The sequence below is a fragment of the Pseudomonas sp. PDM09 genome (genome assembly GCF_014852305.1).
In the GTDB taxonomy this organism is placed as follows: domain Bacteria; phylum Pseudomonadota; class Gammaproteobacteria; order Pseudomonadales; family Pseudomonadaceae; genus Aquipseudomonas.
This window is the reverse complement of the sequence record NZ_JACVBI010000003.1, coordinates 350,282-365,873: the sequence shown is the minus strand read 5'-3', so window position 1 is coordinate 365,873 and position 15,592 is coordinate 350,282. Positions and strand designations below refer to the sequence as shown.

The following is a 15,592-nucleotide window of genomic DNA, read 5'->3' as shown; positions in this document are numbered from 1 at the left end:
CGATGAAACCTCACGCCACGGCTTATAGCCAACGCTTGTTGCGCGGTCAGACGCCCTCTTACGAACGCTTGCAGGCGCGCCTGGCCGAAGACGGCAGTGAATTGGGCGCCGCGCCAATTGCGGTGCATTGCGGTTGGGGCCGGTTGCTGATCGGCCATACCTTTCCCGATGCGGCGAGCCTTGCCCAAGAGTTGCTCAATGAGCAGCCCGGTGAGCGGGACATCGCCTTGTACGTTGCCGCGCCCCAGCAAGTGTTGGGGCTAGAGCCGGCGCAACTGTTTCTTGACCCCTCCGACACCTTGCGCCTGTGGTTCAGCGATTACCGTCAGGCTACCCGGGTGTTTCGCGGCTTTCGCATCCGCCGGGCGCAAAGCGAGACGGACTGGCAGGCTGTCAATCAGCTGTATCAGGCACGCGGCATGCTGCCCATTGATGCGAATTTGCTGACGCCTCATCCCCAGGGCGGCCCGGTTTACTGGTTGGCCGAAGATGAGGACAGCGGCACCATCATCGGCAGCGTCATGGGCCTGAATCATCACAAGGCGTTCAATGATCCGGAAAACGGCAGCAGCCTGTGGTGCCTGGCGGTCGATCCGCAATGTTCCCGTCCAGGCGTCGGTGAAGTGCTGGTGCGGCACTTGATCGAACACTTCATGAGCCGTGGTCTGAGTTACCTGGACCTGTCGGTGCTGCACAACAACCGTCAGGCGAAAAGTCTTTACGCCAAGCTCGGTTTTCGCAATTTGTCGACCTTCGCCATCAAGCGCAAAAACGGCATCAACCAGCCGTTGTTTCTCGGCCCAGGCCCCGAAGCCGAGTTCAATCCGTATGCACGGATCATCGTCGAGGAGGCTCATCGGCGCGGCATTGATGTGCAGGTGGATGATGCGCAAGCGGGTCTGTTTACCTTGATTCACGGCAGTCGTCGGGTGCGTTGCCGCGAATCCCTGAGCGATCTGACCAGCGCCATCAGCATGACGTTGTGTCAGGACAAAAGCCTGACCCACAAGGTGCTGAAAAACGCCGGTCTTAAACTGCCCGCCCAACAACTGGCGGGGAGCGCGGACGACAACCTGGCGTTTCTCGACGAGCATCAACGGGTGGTAGTCAAACCGCTGAACGGTGAGCAAGGCCAAGGGGTGGCGGTGGATTTACGCAGCATCGAAGAGGTCCAGCAAGCCATCGAAAACGCCCGCACCTTCGACAGTCGAGTGCTGCTGGAAAGCTTCCATGAAGGCCTCGACTTGCGGATTCTGGTGATCGGTTTCGAAGTGGTCGCCGCCGCCATTCGCCGGCCGGCGGAAGTGGTGGGCGATGGTCAGCATTCCATCGGTGCGCTGATCGAGGCCCAGAGCCGTCGTCGTCAGGCGGCAACCAGCGGTGAAAGCAAAATCCCGCTGGACCATGAGACCCAGCGCACCTTGCAGGGTGCAGGTTATGACTACAGCAGCATTCTGCCAGCCGGTGAGCATCTGTTCGTACGGCGCACGGCGAATCTTCATACCGGCGGCATTCTTGAGGACGTCACGGCGATTCTGCATCCGACCTTGGTGGATGCGGCAGTGCGGGCGGCGCGGGCGCTGGATATTCCAATGGTCGGGCTCGACCTGATGGTGCCGGCCGCCGACCAGCCGGAGTATGTGTTTATCGAAGCCAATGAACGCGCCGGGCTGGCCAACCATGAACCGCAGCCGACGGCCGAGCGGTTTGTGGATTTGTTGTTTCCGCATAGTCAGCCGGTGGTCCCTTAGTTATGGAGTGCCCGGACCGACGCCTTCGCGAGCAAGCCCGCTCCCACATTTGACCGCGTCCCCCTGTGGGAGCGGGCTTGCTCGCGAAGGCGGCCTCACAGGCGCTGAACATCTAACCAGACCTCCCCCTCATCGAAACCATCGATGCTCTCAACCCATCAGGAGTTTCCATGACCCGCAAAATTCCCGAACCGGATCTCAATTATCTGCAAAAAGTTCTGCTGGAAATGCTCGCCATTCCCAGCCCCACCGGGTTCACCGACACCATCGTGCGTTACGTTGCCGAACGGCTCGAAGAGTTGGGCATTCCCTTTGAGATGACCCGTCGCGGCACCATCCGCGCCACCCTCAAGGGCAAGCAGAACAGCCCGGACCGCGCCGTCTCCGCCCACCTGGACACCATTGGCGCAGCGGTTCGCGCGATCAAGGACAACGGTCGCCTGACCCTGGCGCCGGTCGGTTGCTGGTCCAGCCGTTTTGCCGAAGGCAGCCGCGTCAGTCTGTTCACCGACAACGGCGTGATTCGCGGCAGCGTGTTGCCGTTGATGGCTTCCGGACACGCGTTCAATACCGCCGTGGATGAAATGCCGATCAGCTGGGATCACATCGAATTGCGCCTGGACGCCTACTGCGCCACCCGCGCCGATTGCGATTCGCTGGGGATCAGCGTCGGCGATTTCGTCGCCTTCGACCCGTTGCCGGAGTTCACCGAAAGCGGCCACATCAGCGCCCGTCACCTCGACGACAAGGCCGGCGTTGCCGCACTGCTGGCGGCGCTGAAAGCCATTGTCGACAGTGGCGAAGAACTGATGATCGACTGCCATCCACTGTTCACCATCACCGAAGAAACCGGCAGTGGTGCAGCGGCGGCCCTGCCTTGGGACGTCAGCGAATTCGTCGGCATCGACATCGCGCCGGTCGCGCCCGGCCAGCACTCCAGCGAACACGCGGTGAGTGTGGCGATGCAGGATTCCGGCGGGCCTTATGACTATCACTTGTCGCGCCACCTGCTGCGCCTGGCCAGCGACAACGAACTGCCGGCGCGCCGCGATCTGTTCCGCTATTACTTCAGCGATGCTCACTCCGCCGTCACTGCCGGCCACGACATTCGCACCGCCCTGCTCGCCTTCGGCTGCGATGCCACCCACGGTTACGAGCGCACCCACATCGACAGCCTCGCCGCCCTCAGCCGCCTGCTCGGCGCCTACATCCTCAGCCCGCCGGTGTTCGCCAGCGATGCACAACCGGCCAAGGGCTCCCTGGACCGGTTCAGTCATCAGATCGAACACGAGACGCAGATGGAAAGTGACACGCGGGTGCCGTCGGTGGATAGCTTGATTGGGCAGCGTTCGGACGGTTGAGTTGTACCTGTAGATATTCGGTGTCTGAACGATCGTCTTCGCGAGCAAGCCCGCTCCCACAGGTGACCGAGTTCTTTCACAGGAATGCGATCGAATGTGGGAGCGGGCTTGCTCGCGAAGGCGGTGGTCAGGCAACAGATGAGCCCAGGCTAGCCGCAACCCTTCATTCGCCGTAGCATCGCGCCATTGTTTAGCCGAGGTGCCTTATGCTGATCCCCCACGACCAACTTGAAGTCGACACGCTGACCCGCCTGATCGAGGATTTCGTGACTCGCGACGGCACGGACAATGGCGATGACACACCGCTGGAAACCCGCGTGTTGCGTGTTCGTCAGGCATTGACCAAGGGCCAGGCGCTGATCGTCTTCGATCCGGAAAGCGAGCAATGCCAGTTGATGCTCAAGCACGACGTGCCCAAGCACCTGTTCGACTGAGGCCCTTAACGGGCTTTGGCTTTGGCCTGCTGGATCTGGATGCGCTCATAGACTTCGGCGCGATGTACGTTGACCTGCTGCGGCGCTTCAACACCGAAGCGCACGCTGCTTCCGTTGACGGCGAGAACCCGCACGGAAATGTTGTCACCAATGGAAATCAACTCGCCCACAACGCGACTGAGTACAAGCATGGCATTCATCCTTCAGGGTTACCGGCCCTTGAAGATGCCCGGCGCGTAGCGGGTCTTCAATGCAACGGCAGCAAAACAGTCTTGCCCTACAGCCCAGGAGGCTTCGCCCTGACGGACGTGTCCGACAAACCGGTTGAATGAAGGACCGATCCTTCAGGAAGCGGAAAAGCGCGGGCCAAACAGGATGACGCTGGCCCCGATCACACACAGCGCCACGCCAATCCAGTCCGAGCCCAGCGGACGAATCCGCTCGACCACCGCCAGCCAGCCGATCGACGCAATGATGTAGATGCCACCGTAGGCGGCATAGGCGCGGCCGGCGTAGCTCGCTTCGACCCGGGTCAGCAGTACCGCGAACAGGATCAGGCTGAGCAACGCCGGGATGATCCACCAAGCGCTTTTACCCTGGCGCAACCACATCCAGAAGGCGAAGCAGCCAGCGATTTCAAACAGCGCGGCGAGGAAAAACCACAGGTAATTGAGCATGCAGATGTCTCGTGAGGATGACCAGTTGCGGCCACCCTAACGACGGTCTTGCGCACGGGCAAGTTCAGCCTGCGGATTGTTTGGCCTTGGCGCGCATTTTGTCGGCCATCACGGTCATTTCGTTGTAGAGCAACTGCGGATCTTTTTGCTTGATCGCCCAGGCCACACGGCCCTGTTCGTGAGGCAGAATCAGGAATTCGCCGGCGGCGACCTGCTGATAGATGTAATCGGCAATGTCGGCAGCGGTGATCGGCGAGCTTTCCAGCAACTTGCCGACCTGGGCTTTCATGGCCGGAGTCGGGCCGCGGAAAGAGTCCAGCAAGTTGGTCTGGAAGAACGAGGGGCAGACCACATGCACGCTGACTTCCTCGTGGGCCAGTTCGATCAACAGACTTTCGGACAAAGCCACCACACCCGCCTTGGCCACGTTGTAGTTGCTCATGGCCGGACCTTGCATCAGTGCGGCCATCGAGGCGATGTTGATGATCTTGCCTTTGCTTTTCTCCAGCAGCGGCAGGAAGGCCTTGCAGCCCTTGACCACACCCATCAGGTTGATCGCGATCTGCCAGTCCCAGTCTTCCAGCGACAATTCACTGAAGAACCCGCCCGAGGCCACGCCGGCGTTGTTAACGATGACGTCAATGCCGCCGAACTTCTCTTCACAGGCTTGGGCGAACGCTGTCAGTTGGCTGTAGTCGCGCACATCACAACGCTGAATGAAACCATCACCGCCGGCTTCGCGAACCAGCTTCAGGGTTTCTTGCAGGCCGGGTTCACTGACATCCGACAAGGCCAGCTGCCAGCCTTCACGCGCCCAGCGCAGCGCGATTTCGCGACCCAGGCCTGAGCCCGCGCCAGTGATCATCATGCGATTTTGCATAGCAAACAGCCTTGTTGTTCCGGGGAAGATGCACCGAGTGTAGCGAAGGATAATGCGCGACCCACGCTCCATCAGATTGCTGAATGGCCAGCAATGAACCACGGCGCGGTCCGGTTGTTTCAACGTTGAAACGCAGTAAAAGAAATAAACGTACTTGCCAAATACATTAAAAAAACCTGGAATTTTTCTTCATATCCATGAGTCGGATTTTGTAAGCAGCTAGGATTAATACAAGTCCAGCTGATGGCTAAAAGCTAAAACGCTAGGTCAACCACAACACTTCCAACAAGGAAACAGACATGGGCACAATTCTTATCGTTATTCTTATCCTGTTGTTGATAGGTGGCTTGCCGGTCTTCCCGCACTCCAGAAGTTGGGGTTACGGCCCGTCAGGTATCATCGGCGTGGTGTTGGTGGTGCTATTGATCCTGCTGCTGCTTGGCAAGATATAAAGGTTTTGCCGGCAAAAAAAAGAGGCCCTGCGAAGGGCCTCTTTTCTATTGCGCCAAAAATTGGTCTGGTTTGCCGTCAACTACACCCGCGGTGTTATCGATGAGGCTTTTGGTGGCCGTCTGGATGAACGATTCGAGCTTTTGCTTGAGTGCCGCTTCGTCAGCCGATGCCGGGATCACCTCACCTTTGGGATTGGCGCCCAGTTCATAGTGATACAACTTCGGTGGCATCTCTTTGGGCAGTACCAGCACGCGATCCCCGGTGAGCAATGCAACCGTCTGATCGCTGCCCGACGGCTTGATCACGCCAAAACCCTTGTCGCCTTCCGGCAGGTTCAGCAAGTCGCGCCCCCAGCATTGTTGAATCACCTCTCCACCAATACGGCCCATGATGGTCGGCACGATGTCGATCTGGGTGCCGACGGTATGGTCGACCTGGCCGAATTTTTCCTGGACGCCCGGCCCGATCAGCAGCATCGGCACGTTGAAACGACCCAGGTCCATTTCAGTGATCTGCTGTTCGTTGCCAAAACCGTGGTCGCCGACCACCACAAACAGGGTTTCCTTGAAATACGGCTCTTTGCGGGCCTGTTCGAAGAATTGACCCAACGCCCAGTCGGAATAGCGCATGGCGGTCAAGTGTTCGTTGAGGCTGCCGCGATCGGTCACAGGCTTCACCGGCAATGGCGTCGGCAAAGCGTACGGCGTGTGGTTGGACAGCGTTTGCAGCAAGGCATAGAACGGCTTCTTGTCCTTGCCATCGCGGGCCTTCAATTCTTCCAGGCCACGGTTGAACATGTCCTGGTCGGACACGCCCCAGGTCGGATCGGAGAACACCGGGTTGACGAAGTCATTACGCCCGATGAAGTTGGTCATGCCCTGGTTGCTGAAGAAGCCCGACTGGTTGTCCCAGGCGAAGTCGCCGTTATAGACGTACACATCGTCGTAGTCACGGGCGCTGAGCAACTGCGGCAGGCCGGACAGTTTGTGGCTGCCTTCAGGCGTCTGCATCAGGTATTCGAAACCCGGCAAGTTCGGGAAGCAGGCCATGGTGGCGAACATGCCCTGGTGGGTATGGGTGCCGTTGGAGAAGAAACGATCGAACAACAGGCCTTCTTTCGACAGTTTGTCGAAGTACGGCGTGATTTCACCCGGACGCCCCAGAGCGCCCACCGAGTGACCGGCGAAGCTTTCCATCAGGATCACCACGACGTTCTTGATCGGCAGTGTCTTGTTGGTGTCGGGGCTGAAATTGCGACGCACCGCGGCGGTCTCGGGATCGACCAGCTTGTCACTCGGGGTCAACAACAAATCGCGCACGGTCTGCTGGGCCAGGGGCTGTGGCAGTGTGGCTTTCCAGACATTGTCGCGATGTTCGGACAGCCGGCTCTTGGCCGCTGCGATCAACGACAGCGTGCCGTTGAGGCCCAACTGATTGGCGAAGTTGGAGTCGGTGGTGTAAACGTCACCCCAACGCAGCGGCGGGCCTTGACGCAGAGTGCCACGAGCAGCGACCACGCAGACCAACAGGCAAACCACGAACACCACGCCACGCGCATACCACGGAGCGACCTGCCGCGTACTGATACTGCCACCGCTGAACGGCCCGCGCGGACGCGTGGCGCGGTCGGCGCCCTTGAACGCAAGCGTCAGAATCAACGTGCCCACGGCCCAGGCCAGCAGGTAGCGAACCACCGGAAAACCGTACCAGAGCATGCTCACCACGGTTTTCGGGTCTTCTTTCACGTACTGGAAGACCAGACCGTTAAGGCGCTGGTGGAACTCGCGGTAAAAGTCCATCTCCATCAGGCCGAGGAACAGCGCAATGCTCGAGACAACGGTCAGCCACAGCCGGAAAAACCCGCGGGCGGCCATCGCCCTGGCGCTGAACAATGCCAGCAGCAGCGGAATGCTGAGGTAAACCACCAGACGCAAGTCGAAACGCAGGCCGTTGGCGAACGCTTCCAGAAAGGTCGAAGCTGGTGTATCGAGGATCATCGAGCTGTTGTAGACCAGCAGCGCCACGCGCAGCAGGCTGAACATGACCATCATGACCAAGGCACACAATAGCGTGTAGGCCAGATGCGATTTGACGGTCGGTTGCAGCAGGCGACTAGAAGCTCGCTGCTGACTCAGGGCGTCCGGGTTTGCCATGTCGTTTTAGGACCCATTGGAAGTTGAAGTTTCAAAAAATACAGCAGCGCCTTGCCTAAGGCCGGTCGGTTAACCTGTGGGAGCGGGCTTGCGCGGTGCGCAAATGTTGCACGATCAACCGAGGCATTACCATTGATTACTGACCCACAGGCCCCGACTGTCGCTTGCAGCGTTCTGGGACAAGAGACGTGACGCAAAGTTGCGGAGGCGGACTGGTTGGGCCGCGAGTGAATTGTCTTGGACGCTTTGTGAAAATTTCGTTCAACGCATATCCAGAAACAAAATAAAGCCCCGCCCCTTGGCAAAAAACGCAAACGCCCCGATCAAAAATCGGGGCGCTGTTGAACGGGCATTATCAAAAGTATACGCGGTTACTTCTCTGCGCGTTCTTTCAGGGCTTTGAGGGTGTTGAACGGCGCATCGACCACAAACTTGTTGGCCAACCACGACGGCACGCTGCCCCCGGGTTCGGTATGGGCCTGATAAGTCACTTCGACTTGATCGCCTTTAGGCACGAGCTTCCAGAATCCTTTGACCTGGGCGACCCGTACAAAACCTTTTTCTTCCGGAACGTACTTGGGCTGCCCTTCCAACTCGCGGGTCAGGCTGCCATCGGCGCCTTCAACAGTGGTGACATGCAATACGGAGTCGCGAGGAGTGACCGGCCAAGGGGTATTGAACTGGGTGTAGGTCCAGCTCTGGTTACCTTCATGTTTGAGCAACTTCTGAGTCTTGCACTCGTGAATCCATGCACAGGCACCCGGCACGTCTTCCTGCAATGCACGCAGTTTGGCCATGGTGGTCTTCATGACGGTCACGCCACGGTAAGCCTTGTATTGGGAACCGGCCACTTCACTCAAGGACACCTTGATGCCCTCTTCTTCCTTGGCGGTTTTCCATTCCTCGGCCTGGGCCGTGGAGGCCAGTAAAACCGTCAAACCACACAGCACAGCCATACGATGCAGCGAACCCATAGTCTTATTCCTTATTGTTGAAAGTTCCGTTCGTTGAACACATCACGCGGCCGTCATTTGCTCCCACCAGCCCAGCAACTTGATCGCTTCGTCGCTGCTGCTTCCGCAGACCTCGACATCGGCTTCAAACGCCGAACACACCGCAGGACGTTCCGGCTTGCCGAAAATGCTGCACAGGTTATCGGTAGACAGCTGTACGCAACGTTCTCCGGCGGCTTTGCCATTGGGCATGCCGGGAATCGGCGAACTGATGGAAGGGGCAATGCAACAGGCGCCACAGCCTTCACGGCATCTCATGACGACAAGCTCCTCGCGACGGGTAAAGGGACGTGGCACAGAGTAACGGCTAAAACGACTGTTTAAAATTACCTGAGCCCGGGTTTTTTCGCTCAAACGAACGTGACTGGCCAGTCTCCGACAAAGCGTCTGCTCCGCGGGTCACGAATGGGAGGGATTTACTGCTTGAACTCGAATTCCAGCGCCGCGCCTTCAACTTCCCGACGCTCTTCATTGCGCAGTTGCAACTGCATTTCGTTGCTGAGCAGACGACCGTTGAGCTGGAACGGGCTGCTTTTGTCACCGAACATTTGAGGCAACAGCGCATCGTGTCGGGGCAACTGTACCGTGCCGACCGGCTTCAGTTCTTCGACCATGTCCTTGGGCAGGCTCAAGTCGAGATTTGCGGAAGGGAGTTTGGTTTTCACGACTTCACTGGCCGGTTTCGACTTGGAAGCAATGGGGGAACGTTTTTTGACCGCTGCCGCTTTCTTTTTGGCCGGTGTGGCCTTTTTGACCGGAGCCACTTTTTTCACAGTGGTGCTGGCTGTCGGTTTTTCCTGAACGGAAGCCGCCATGACGCCTTCCGGATGACAGGTCATTAACAGGCAGATCAACAACCAGGCGACAGGAAAAATCGGCTTCATAGACCCAACGGCGTCAACGGCAGAAGGCTACATGCTCGCCTGTTGGAGACGACAAGACAAGCGGCCAGTTCAGAACTGCCCGGCTGCTCAAAAACCGCTCGCCGTCTCCTGACAAAGTTGCGTCGCCAGCAAACCCAACGTCATCAATGCACGCTCGGCCTCGCGGTTCCAGGGGATGCCACAGTTCAGGCGAATGCAGTGATTGAACTGCTCGGTATTACTGAAAATCAACCCCGGCGCAATGCTGATGCCCTGCTGCAACGCACGCACATGCAGTTCCTGCGTATTCACCCGCCCCGGCAGGCTGACCCACAGAATGAATCCGCCGGTGGGCCGGGTCATTTGCGTCCCTTCAGGGAAGTACTGCTGCACCGCCAGCTGAAAAGCGCTGAGGTTCTTGCGGTACTCCTGACGGATGTAGCGCAAATGCCGGTCGTAACCGCCGTTCTCCAGATAGGCCGCTATGCCCATTTGCGTGACGCTACAGGCTGAATGGGTGCTGAAGGTTTGCAAGCGCTGGATTTCCTGCTGGTACTTGCCGGCAATCATCCAGCCGATGCGCACACCAGGCGACAGGGTTTTGGAGAAGCTGGAGCAATAGATCACCCGATCCAGTCGGTCGTAGGCCTTGAGCGATTTGGTGCGACCCTGCTCGAACATCAGTTCGCCGTAAATATCGTCTTCGACGACCTGGATATCGAAATCCGAGGCCAGGCGCAGCAATTGTTTCTGCCGCTCTTCGGGCATGGTGCCCCCCAAGGGATTGCTCAGGCGCGTGGTCAGCACCAGCGCCTTGATCGACCACTGGTTGGCCGCCAATTGCAGGGCTTCGAGGCTCATGCCGGTGGCTGGATCGCTGGGGATCTCGATGACTTTCAGCCCCAGCAGGTCGGCCAGTTGCAGCAAACCGTAATAGGTCGGCGACTCGGCCGCGATCAGATCGCCCGGCTGGGTCAATACGCGCAGAGACATCTGCAACGCATCGACGCAGCCGTGGGTGATCACCACTTCCGACGGGTCGACCACCACGCCGGCGTCGCGCATGCGGATCGCCACTTGCCGACGCAACGGCTCGAAACCGGGGCTGAACATGTAGCTGAACGCCCGCGGGCTATGGAAACGGGTGACTTTTGCCAGTTGCTGATGCAGCGCCCGCACCGGCAGATAGTCAACGCTCGGTACCGCGGCGCCCAACGGGAAGACGCCTTCGCGGCGGGATTCGACCAGGACTTGCTGAATGATGCTGCTGCGCGTGACAAGGCCAGGTCGCTCGACCCGTGCAATGTCCGGGGTTGGCGCCGTGAGCGCCGGCGTCTGGTGCACGTAGTAACCGGATTGCGGCCGGGCACGAATCAGCCCCTGATCTTCGAGGTTGGCGTAGGCCTGCAACACCGTTGCATGGCTGACGTTGAGCTGCGAGCTCATCTTGCGCACCGAAGGCACGCGCTCCCCCGGTTGATAAACACCGCGGCGGATGTCTTCGGCCAGTTGCTGAGCAATACGTTGGTAAAGCAAGAGATTGGTCATGACGCAGCACTCGATTTCACGGGCATTTTATTCTTGTGTGAAACAATACCGGAACAGTTTGGAAGTGTACTGGGACAGTTGTCACAATAGTCGACCGTACAGTGCATTGTCAGCAAAAACTGTACTGTTTTATGGAGAGTATTGCGCTGATTGGCAGGCACAAAAAAACCCGGCACTGCTGACAGGCCGGGTTGTAGGACCTGGTAGGAGCTGTCGAGTGAAACGAGGCTGCGATCTTTCCAGGCCCACTTGAGTCCCAAGCGAAAGATCAAAAGATCGCAGCCTCGCTTCGCTCGACAGCTCCTACAGGATTTCGGGCGTCATTCGCTTTCGCAAACCTGCCTTTTCCAATAACGCTTATCGAGCGGCGCCGAGCTGGCCTTTTTCGTCGGAGAACACAATTTCCACCCGACGGTTCTGTGCACGACCACGTTCTGAGGCGTTCACGTCCACCGGGTATTCATCGCCGTAGCCTTCGACTTTGATACGTTTGTCGTCGATGCCCAGGTCCATCAGCACATCCGCCACCGATTGCGCACGGTCGCGGGACAGCTTGAGGTTTTCCTGTTTACCGCCGGTGCTGTCGGTATAGCCTTCGATCCGCACCACCCGTTTGGGGTTGAGCTGCAGGAACTGGACGATCTTCAGCACCACGCGGTTCGCCGAGCTTTTCAGCTCTGCTTCACCGGTATCGAACAGCACATCGCCCAGAGTCATCACCAGACCACGGTCGGTTTGGGTAGTCGCCAACGCCACAATCTGCTCTTCGAGCCACTTGCCCTGTTGCTGCACGCTGAGCAACTTGGACTCACGCAGGGCCAGTTGCAGGCGCTGACGCTCGAGTTCGAGCTTCGCCGCGCGTTCCTCGTTGAGCACTTGATTGGTGTGTTCCCGGGCGATTTCGCTGTAGCGCCGGCTCAGGTAGGCGTAATGCACAACGTCCGAACCGCTGCCCCAGTAGCTGGACAGACGATCGGCTCGAGCCAGCGACTCACCGGCACGGATCACGTCTTTGGGCGCAATGCGCAGCACATTGGAGTCTTCCTTGACCTTCTGAAAGTCAGTGCCGGCCTGCTGGATTGCGGCTTCGCTGTGTTGACCAGCGCAACCATAAAGGCTTGCGCAACCGGCCAGGATCAAGCCGCCGAGTGCTTTGGTTTTCAGGCTCATTGGGCATCTCCCAGTTGCTTGCGCAGACGAGTGATGCGGGTATTGAGCACGTTCAACTGCTCCTCACTCTTGAGGGTCAGAACCCGGGCTTCGGCCAGACGCGCGTCCAGCTCGGCCTGCTCGGCCCGCATGCGCGCATTCTTGAAGGACTGGTCGGCCATGTTGCCCTTGGCGCGCTTGAACTTGTCTTCAGCCAGTTTCAGCTCCGGCACTTCGTCGGCGGTAGCACCCACGGCCTTGGCTTGTTCGAGGGCCTGTTCGGTCAGGCGTATTTGTTCATTCGGCGCCGGATCGGCTGCACAACCCGCCAGAGCCAGAACGGCCAGGGCAGCGAAAAGAGGTCGAATACTCACTAAAAATCCCTACTGTTTTGGGGTACTGACAGGTTGTGGCTGCGGTTGTGAGCGTTGCGCTTTCCAACGCTCGATATTGCGCAGCAGCGCAGCTTCCGTCAGTCCGGACGCGGGCAATTCTGTCATCTTTTTAGCCAGCTGTCCGCGCAACCAGGGATCGTTGCAGGCAGAGTTATGGGAAACCGCAAGATACAGGCCCGGTTTGTCGATGGGGTGTGGGTGGGCCATCAAGTCATCGGCCATCCCCAGCGTTTGCACCAGGGCCATGCCCGAGTAGCGTCCGGCGAGGACAAATTCCACCTCGTTCAGCAGCAACTTCTGAAAGGCCTGGGTGAGATTGGGCGTGCGCACCAGAGTCAATTGCTGCTCGGCGAAAGTGCTAAATGACGTTGTTACTCGAGCCTTTTCCGACAAGGCGCCAGGATGACCGTGAAGATCTTGGGCTTCGTTGTAGACCAGTAACGAATCGTTGCGAGTCCAGACCAGGTAATCGTTCTCCAGCAGCGGTGGATGGATGTAATCCAGATTTTCCAGCTCACTGACCGTCAACGGCGCATCGGCCAGCATGTCCATGCGCCCGCTGCGCACTTCGTCCAGGGCCTGGGAGCGTTTGCCGGCGTAAAGCAGTTCGACCTTGATGCCCAACTCCCCCGCCACTTGCTGCAACAGGTCGGCGCTGGCGCCTATCAGGTACTTGGGGTTTTGCGGGTCTTGCCACAGGTACGGCGGCGCGTCCGGGCTGCCGGTCACCACCAGGCGCTCACATTTGCCCGCGGCTATGGATAGCCCCGGCAACAGCGTCAGCCCCAGCAGTAATGACCAGCCACACACGCGGCGTAAATCCATGGCGAAACACCCCTCAAAGAACAAAAAAAAGCCCGACCAAAAGGCCGGGCTCTTTATAAGTCAAGCCGCCGGATTAGACCAGCTTCTCGAACTCGGGGATGGCTTCGAACAAGTCTGCCACCAGGCCGTAATCGGCCACCTGAAAGATCGGCGCTTCTTCGTCCTTGTTGATCGCAACGATCACTTTGGAGTCTTTCATGCCGGCCAGGTGCTGGATCGCGCCGGAAATACCGACCGCAATGTACAGCTGTGGCGCAACGATCTTGCCGGTCTGACCGACCTGCATATCGTTGGGTACAAAACCTGCGTCGACCGCGGCTCGGGAAGCGCCGACTGCCGCGCCCAGCTTGTCGGCCAGGGCATACAGGTGCTTGAAGTTGTCGCCGTTCTGCATGCCGCGACCGCCGGAAACGACGATTTTGGCAGCGGTCAGTTCCGGACGATCGGACTTGGCCAGTTCTTCGCCAACGAAGCTCGAAGTGCCCGCGTCGTGAGCAGCGGCAACGGCTTCAACAGCCGCCGAACCACCTTCAGCGGCAACCGGGTCGAAACCGGTGGCACGCACGGTGATCACTTTGACCGCAGCGTTCGATTGAACGGTTGCGATCGCGTTACCGGCATAGATCGGGCGCTTGAAAGTGTCAGCGCTTTCGACCGAGATGATCTCGGAGATCTGGTCAACGTCCAGCTGAGCGGCAACGCGCGGCAGAATGTTTTTGCCGTTGGAAGTCGCAGCAGCCAGGATGTGGCTGTAGCCCTTGCCCAACTCGGCTACCAGCGGCGCAACGTTTTCCGGCAACTGGTGAGCGTAAGCGGCGTTGTCGGCCACCAGCACTTTGGCCACGCCAGCGATTTTCGCAGCGGCCTCAGCCACGGGGCCAGCGCCCTGACCTGCAACCAGAACGTGGATATCGCCACCGATCTTGGCGGCAGCAGCCACAGTGTTCAGCGTGGCCGGGGCCAGTACTTTGTTGTCGTGTTCAGCAATAACCAAGATAGTCATTTAGATTACCTTCGCTTCGTTCTTGAGTTTTTCAACCAGTTCAGCCACCGACTTGACCTTGATACCCGCGCTGCGTGCAGCCGGCGCTTCGACTTTCAGGGTCTTGTTGGTGGAGGCGGTGGAAACGCCCAAAGCGTCCGGAGTCAGCACTTCGAGAGGCTTCTTCTTGGCTTTCATGATGTTTGGCAGAGACGCGTAGCGCGGCTCGTTCAAACGCAGGTCGGTGGTGACGATGGCCGGCAGTTTCAGGGAAACCGTCTGCGCGCCGCCGTCGATTTCGCGGGTCACGGCAACGCTGTCGCCGGACACTTCGACTTTCGAAGCGAACGTGCCCTGACCGTAGCCGCTCAATGCAGCGAGCATCTGGCCAGTCTGGTTGTTGTCGCTGTCGATGGCTTGTTTGCCAAGGATCACCAGCTGAGGCTGTTCCTTGTCGACAACAGCTTTCAACAACTTGGCAACCGCCAGGGAAGTCAGATCTTCAGCGGATTCGACGAGGATGGCGCGGTCGGCACCCAGAGCCAGCGCGGTGCGCAGTTGCTCTTGAGCGGTGGACGGGCCGATGGAGACGACGACGATTTCAGTCGCAACGCCTTTCTCTTTCAGACGTACGGCTTCTTCCACTGCGATTTCGCAGAATGGGTTCATCGACATCTTGACGTTAGCGAGGTCGACGCCGGAATTGTCCGCCTTGACACGAACCTTGACGTTGTAATCCACAACGCGTTTGACAGCTACAAGAACCTTCATGGATTCCTCGTTACTCTCCGGTGAAAAGAAAGTCGCCTAGGCGAACCTGGCGGTTGATGCTCATCGGCGCAAGGGCACCTCTAAAAACGCTGGCAGGTGTATCGGGTGAACGTTGCTCACGAGGCGTGATAACCGTTCGTCAGTGGTGACTGACGGGTCATTCATTATCGTGGCGTGTAAACTGCGCGAAAAACCTGCGCCGCGCATCACCTTGTACTGCCATCGCCCTGTCTTTAGAGGTGCTCTTGAAACCAACAGTCAGCCTACGGCGAGCGCAAAACCGACCGTATCTTGACCGGAACGCCTATTCCGGTCAATACGGCAAAATGGCCACTCA

General features: G+C 58.6%; 17 protein-coding genes. 4 read left to right on the top strand and 13 right to left on the bottom strand.

Annotated elements, in window-relative coordinates:
- The first annotated feature begins 2 nt into the window (after window positions 1-2).
- The 3 genes from ngg (at window position 3) to IB250_RS10350 (ending at window position 3,546) form a co-directional block, all read left to right on the top strand.
- Complete coding sequence (ngg, locus tag IB250_RS10360) at window positions 3-1,751, top strand: N-acetylglutaminylglutamine synthetase (RefSeq protein WP_192344024.1); 1,749 nt, start codon at window positions 3-5, stop codon at window positions 1,749-1,751.
- A 170-nt stretch (window positions 1,752-1,921) separates the two neighbouring features.
- Window positions 1,922-3,112, top strand: a complete 1,191-nt coding sequence (locus IB250_RS10355) for an osmoprotectant NAGGN system M42 family peptidase (protein ID WP_008075153.1) — start codon at window positions 1,922-1,924, stop codon at window positions 3,110-3,112.
- Window positions 3,113-3,318: 206 nt separating this feature from the next.
- The gene (locus tag IB250_RS10350) at window positions 3,319-3,546 is read left to right on the top strand and encodes a YheU family protein (protein ID WP_003199186.1); all 228 of its coding nucleotides are present in this window, start codon (window positions 3,319-3,321) and stop codon (window positions 3,544-3,546) included.
- Window positions 3,547-3,551: 5 nt separating this feature from the next.
- Here IB250_RS10350 and csrA read toward each other — a convergent pair whose 3' ends face one another.
- From csrA to IB250_RS10335, 3 genes are all read right to left on the bottom strand, one after another.
- Window positions 3,552-3,737 (bottom strand): carbon storage regulator CsrA, encoded by a 186-nt coding sequence (gene csrA / locus IB250_RS10345; RefSeq protein ID WP_123494546.1) that lies wholly within the window; start codon window positions 3,735-3,737, stop codon window positions 3,552-3,554.
- Between the two features lie 153 nt (window positions 3,738-3,890).
- Window positions 3,891-4,223, bottom strand: a complete 333-nt coding sequence (locus IB250_RS10340) for a YnfA family protein (RefSeq protein WP_063341152.1) — start codon at window positions 4,221-4,223, stop codon at window positions 3,891-3,893.
- 64 nt (window positions 4,224-4,287) lie between these two features.
- On the bottom strand, window positions 4,288-5,103 hold the full coding sequence (locus tag IB250_RS10335; protein ID WP_192344023.1) for an SDR family oxidoreductase: 816 nt from the start codon (window positions 5,101-5,103) through the stop codon (window positions 4,288-4,290).
- Between the two features lie 299 nt (window positions 5,104-5,402).
- Here IB250_RS10335 and IB250_RS10330 point away from each other — a divergent pair, with 299 nt between their 5' ends.
- Window positions 5,403-5,555, top strand: a complete 153-nt coding sequence (locus IB250_RS10330; protein ID WP_008012020.1) for a DUF3309 family protein — start codon at window positions 5,403-5,405, stop codon at window positions 5,553-5,555.
- Window positions 5,556-5,600: 45 nt separating this feature from the next.
- Here the strand turns inward: IB250_RS10330 and IB250_RS10325 are convergent, their stop codons facing one another.
- The 10 genes from IB250_RS10325 to IB250_RS10280 form a co-directional block, all read right to left on the bottom strand.
- Entirely contained in the window at window positions 5,601-7,709 is a 2,109-nt protein-coding gene (locus IB250_RS10325; RefSeq protein WP_192344022.1) for an LTA synthase family protein, read from the bottom strand.
- A 371-nt stretch (window positions 7,710-8,080) separates the two neighbouring features.
- A complete protein-coding gene (locus tag IB250_RS10320; protein WP_008075148.1) occupies window positions 8,081-8,683 on the bottom strand; it encodes an START domain-containing protein in 603 nt (200 codons plus the stop codon).
- A gap of 42 nt (window positions 8,684-8,725) precedes the next feature.
- Window positions 8,726-8,980 carry a YkgJ family cysteine cluster protein gene (locus IB250_RS10315; RefSeq protein ID WP_008012026.1) on the bottom strand — a complete coding sequence of 85 codons (255 nt, stop codon included), beginning with the start codon at window positions 8,978-8,980 and terminating at the stop codon, window positions 8,726-8,728.
- Window positions 8,981-9,138: 158 nt separating this feature from the next.
- Window positions 9,139-9,606 carry a translation initiation factor 2 gene (locus IB250_RS10310; RefSeq protein WP_192344021.1) on the bottom strand — a complete coding sequence of 156 codons (468 nt, stop codon included), beginning with the start codon at window positions 9,604-9,606 and terminating at the stop codon, window positions 9,139-9,141.
- Between the two features lie 87 nt (window positions 9,607-9,693).
- Window positions 9,694-11,133 (bottom strand): PLP-dependent aminotransferase family protein, encoded by a 1,440-nt coding sequence (locus IB250_RS10305; RefSeq protein ID WP_008012028.1) that lies wholly within the window; start codon window positions 11,131-11,133, stop codon window positions 9,694-9,696.
- Window positions 11,134-11,490: 357 nt separating this feature from the next.
- Window positions 11,491-12,303 carry an OmpA family protein gene (locus IB250_RS10300; protein ID WP_007903897.1) on the bottom strand — a complete coding sequence of 271 codons (813 nt, stop codon included), beginning with the start codon at window positions 12,301-12,303 and terminating at the stop codon, window positions 11,491-11,493.
- Complete coding sequence (locus IB250_RS10295) at window positions 12,300-12,656, bottom strand: DUF4398 domain-containing protein (RefSeq protein WP_008073146.1); 357 nt, start codon at window positions 12,654-12,656, stop codon at window positions 12,300-12,302. Before IB250_RS10295 ends, IB250_RS10300 begins: the two co-directional genes overlap by 4 nt.
- Window positions 12,657-12,665: 9 nt before the next feature.
- Window positions 12,666-13,502 carry a substrate-binding periplasmic protein gene (locus IB250_RS10290; protein ID WP_192344020.1) on the bottom strand — a complete coding sequence of 279 codons (837 nt, stop codon included), beginning with the start codon at window positions 13,500-13,502 and terminating at the stop codon, window positions 12,666-12,668.
- A gap of 73 nt (window positions 13,503-13,575) precedes the next feature.
- Window positions 13,576-14,505 (bottom strand): electron transfer flavoprotein subunit alpha/FixB family protein, encoded by a 930-nt coding sequence (locus IB250_RS10285; protein WP_192344019.1) that lies wholly within the window; start codon window positions 14,503-14,505, stop codon window positions 13,576-13,578.
- Complete coding sequence (locus IB250_RS10280) at window positions 14,506-15,255, bottom strand: electron transfer flavoprotein subunit beta/FixA family protein (protein WP_003226982.1); 750 nt, start codon at window positions 15,253-15,255, stop codon at window positions 14,506-14,508. It lies immediately after the preceding gene.
- Between the last annotated feature and the right edge of the window lie 337 nt (window positions 15,256-15,592).

Excerpts from the sequence above, each read along its gene's own strand:
- IB250_RS10335 (WP_192344023.1), bottom strand. The coding sequence starts at position 5,103 with ATGCAAAATCGCATGATGATCACTGGCGCGGGCTCAGGCCTGGGTCGC.
- IB250_RS10330 (WP_008012020.1), top strand. The coding sequence starts at position 5,403 with ATGGGCACAATTCTTATCGTTATTCTTATCCTGTTGTTGATAGGTGGC.
- IB250_RS10285 (WP_192344019.1), bottom strand. The coding sequence starts at position 14,505 with ATGACTATCTTGGTTATTGCTGAACACGACAACAAAGTACTGGCCCCG.
- IB250_RS10310 (WP_192344021.1), bottom strand. The coding sequence starts at position 9,606 with ATGAAGCCGATTTTTCCTGTCGCCTGGTTGTTGATCTGCCTGTTAATG.
- IB250_RS10355 (WP_008075153.1), top strand. The coding sequence starts at position 1,922 with ATGACCCGCAAAATTCCCGAACCGGATCTCAATTATCTGCAAAAAGTT.
- ngg (WP_192344024.1), top strand. The coding sequence starts at position 3 with ATGAAACCTCACGCCACGGCTTATAGCCAACGCTTGTTGCGCGGTCAG.
- IB250_RS10340 (WP_063341152.1), bottom strand. The coding sequence starts at position 4,223 with ATGCTCAATTACCTGTGGTTTTTCCTCGCCGCGCTGTTTGAAATCGCT.
- IB250_RS10300 (WP_007903897.1), bottom strand. The coding sequence starts at position 12,303 with ATGAGCCTGAAAACCAAAGCACTCGGCGGCTTGATCCTGGCCGGTTGC.
- IB250_RS10315 (WP_008012026.1), bottom strand. The coding sequence starts at position 8,980 with ATGAGATGCCGTGAAGGCTGTGGCGCCTGTTGCATTGCCCCTTCCATC.
- IB250_RS10280 (WP_003226982.1), bottom strand. The coding sequence starts at position 15,255 with ATGAAGGTTCTTGTAGCTGTCAAACGCGTTGTGGATTACAACGTCAAG.
- IB250_RS10350 (WP_003199186.1), top strand. The coding sequence starts at position 3,319 with ATGCTGATCCCCCACGACCAACTTGAAGTCGACACGCTGACCCGCCTG.
- IB250_RS10290 (WP_192344020.1), bottom strand. The coding sequence starts at position 13,502 with ATGGATTTACGCCGCGTGTGTGGCTGGTCATTACTGCTGGGGCTGACG.
- csrA (WP_123494546.1), bottom strand. The coding sequence starts at position 3,737 with ATGCTTGTACTCAGTCGCGTTGTGGGCGAGTTGATTTCCATTGGTGAC.
- IB250_RS10305 (WP_008012028.1), bottom strand. The coding sequence starts at position 11,133 with ATGACCAATCTCTTGCTTTACCAACGTATTGCTCAGCAACTGGCCGAA.
- IB250_RS10320 (WP_008075148.1), bottom strand. The coding sequence starts at position 8,683 with ATGGGTTCGCTGCATCGTATGGCTGTGCTGTGTGGTTTGACGGTTTTA.
- IB250_RS10325 (WP_192344022.1), bottom strand. The coding sequence starts at position 7,709 with ATGGCAAACCCGGACGCCCTGAGTCAGCAGCGAGCTTCTAGTCGCCTG.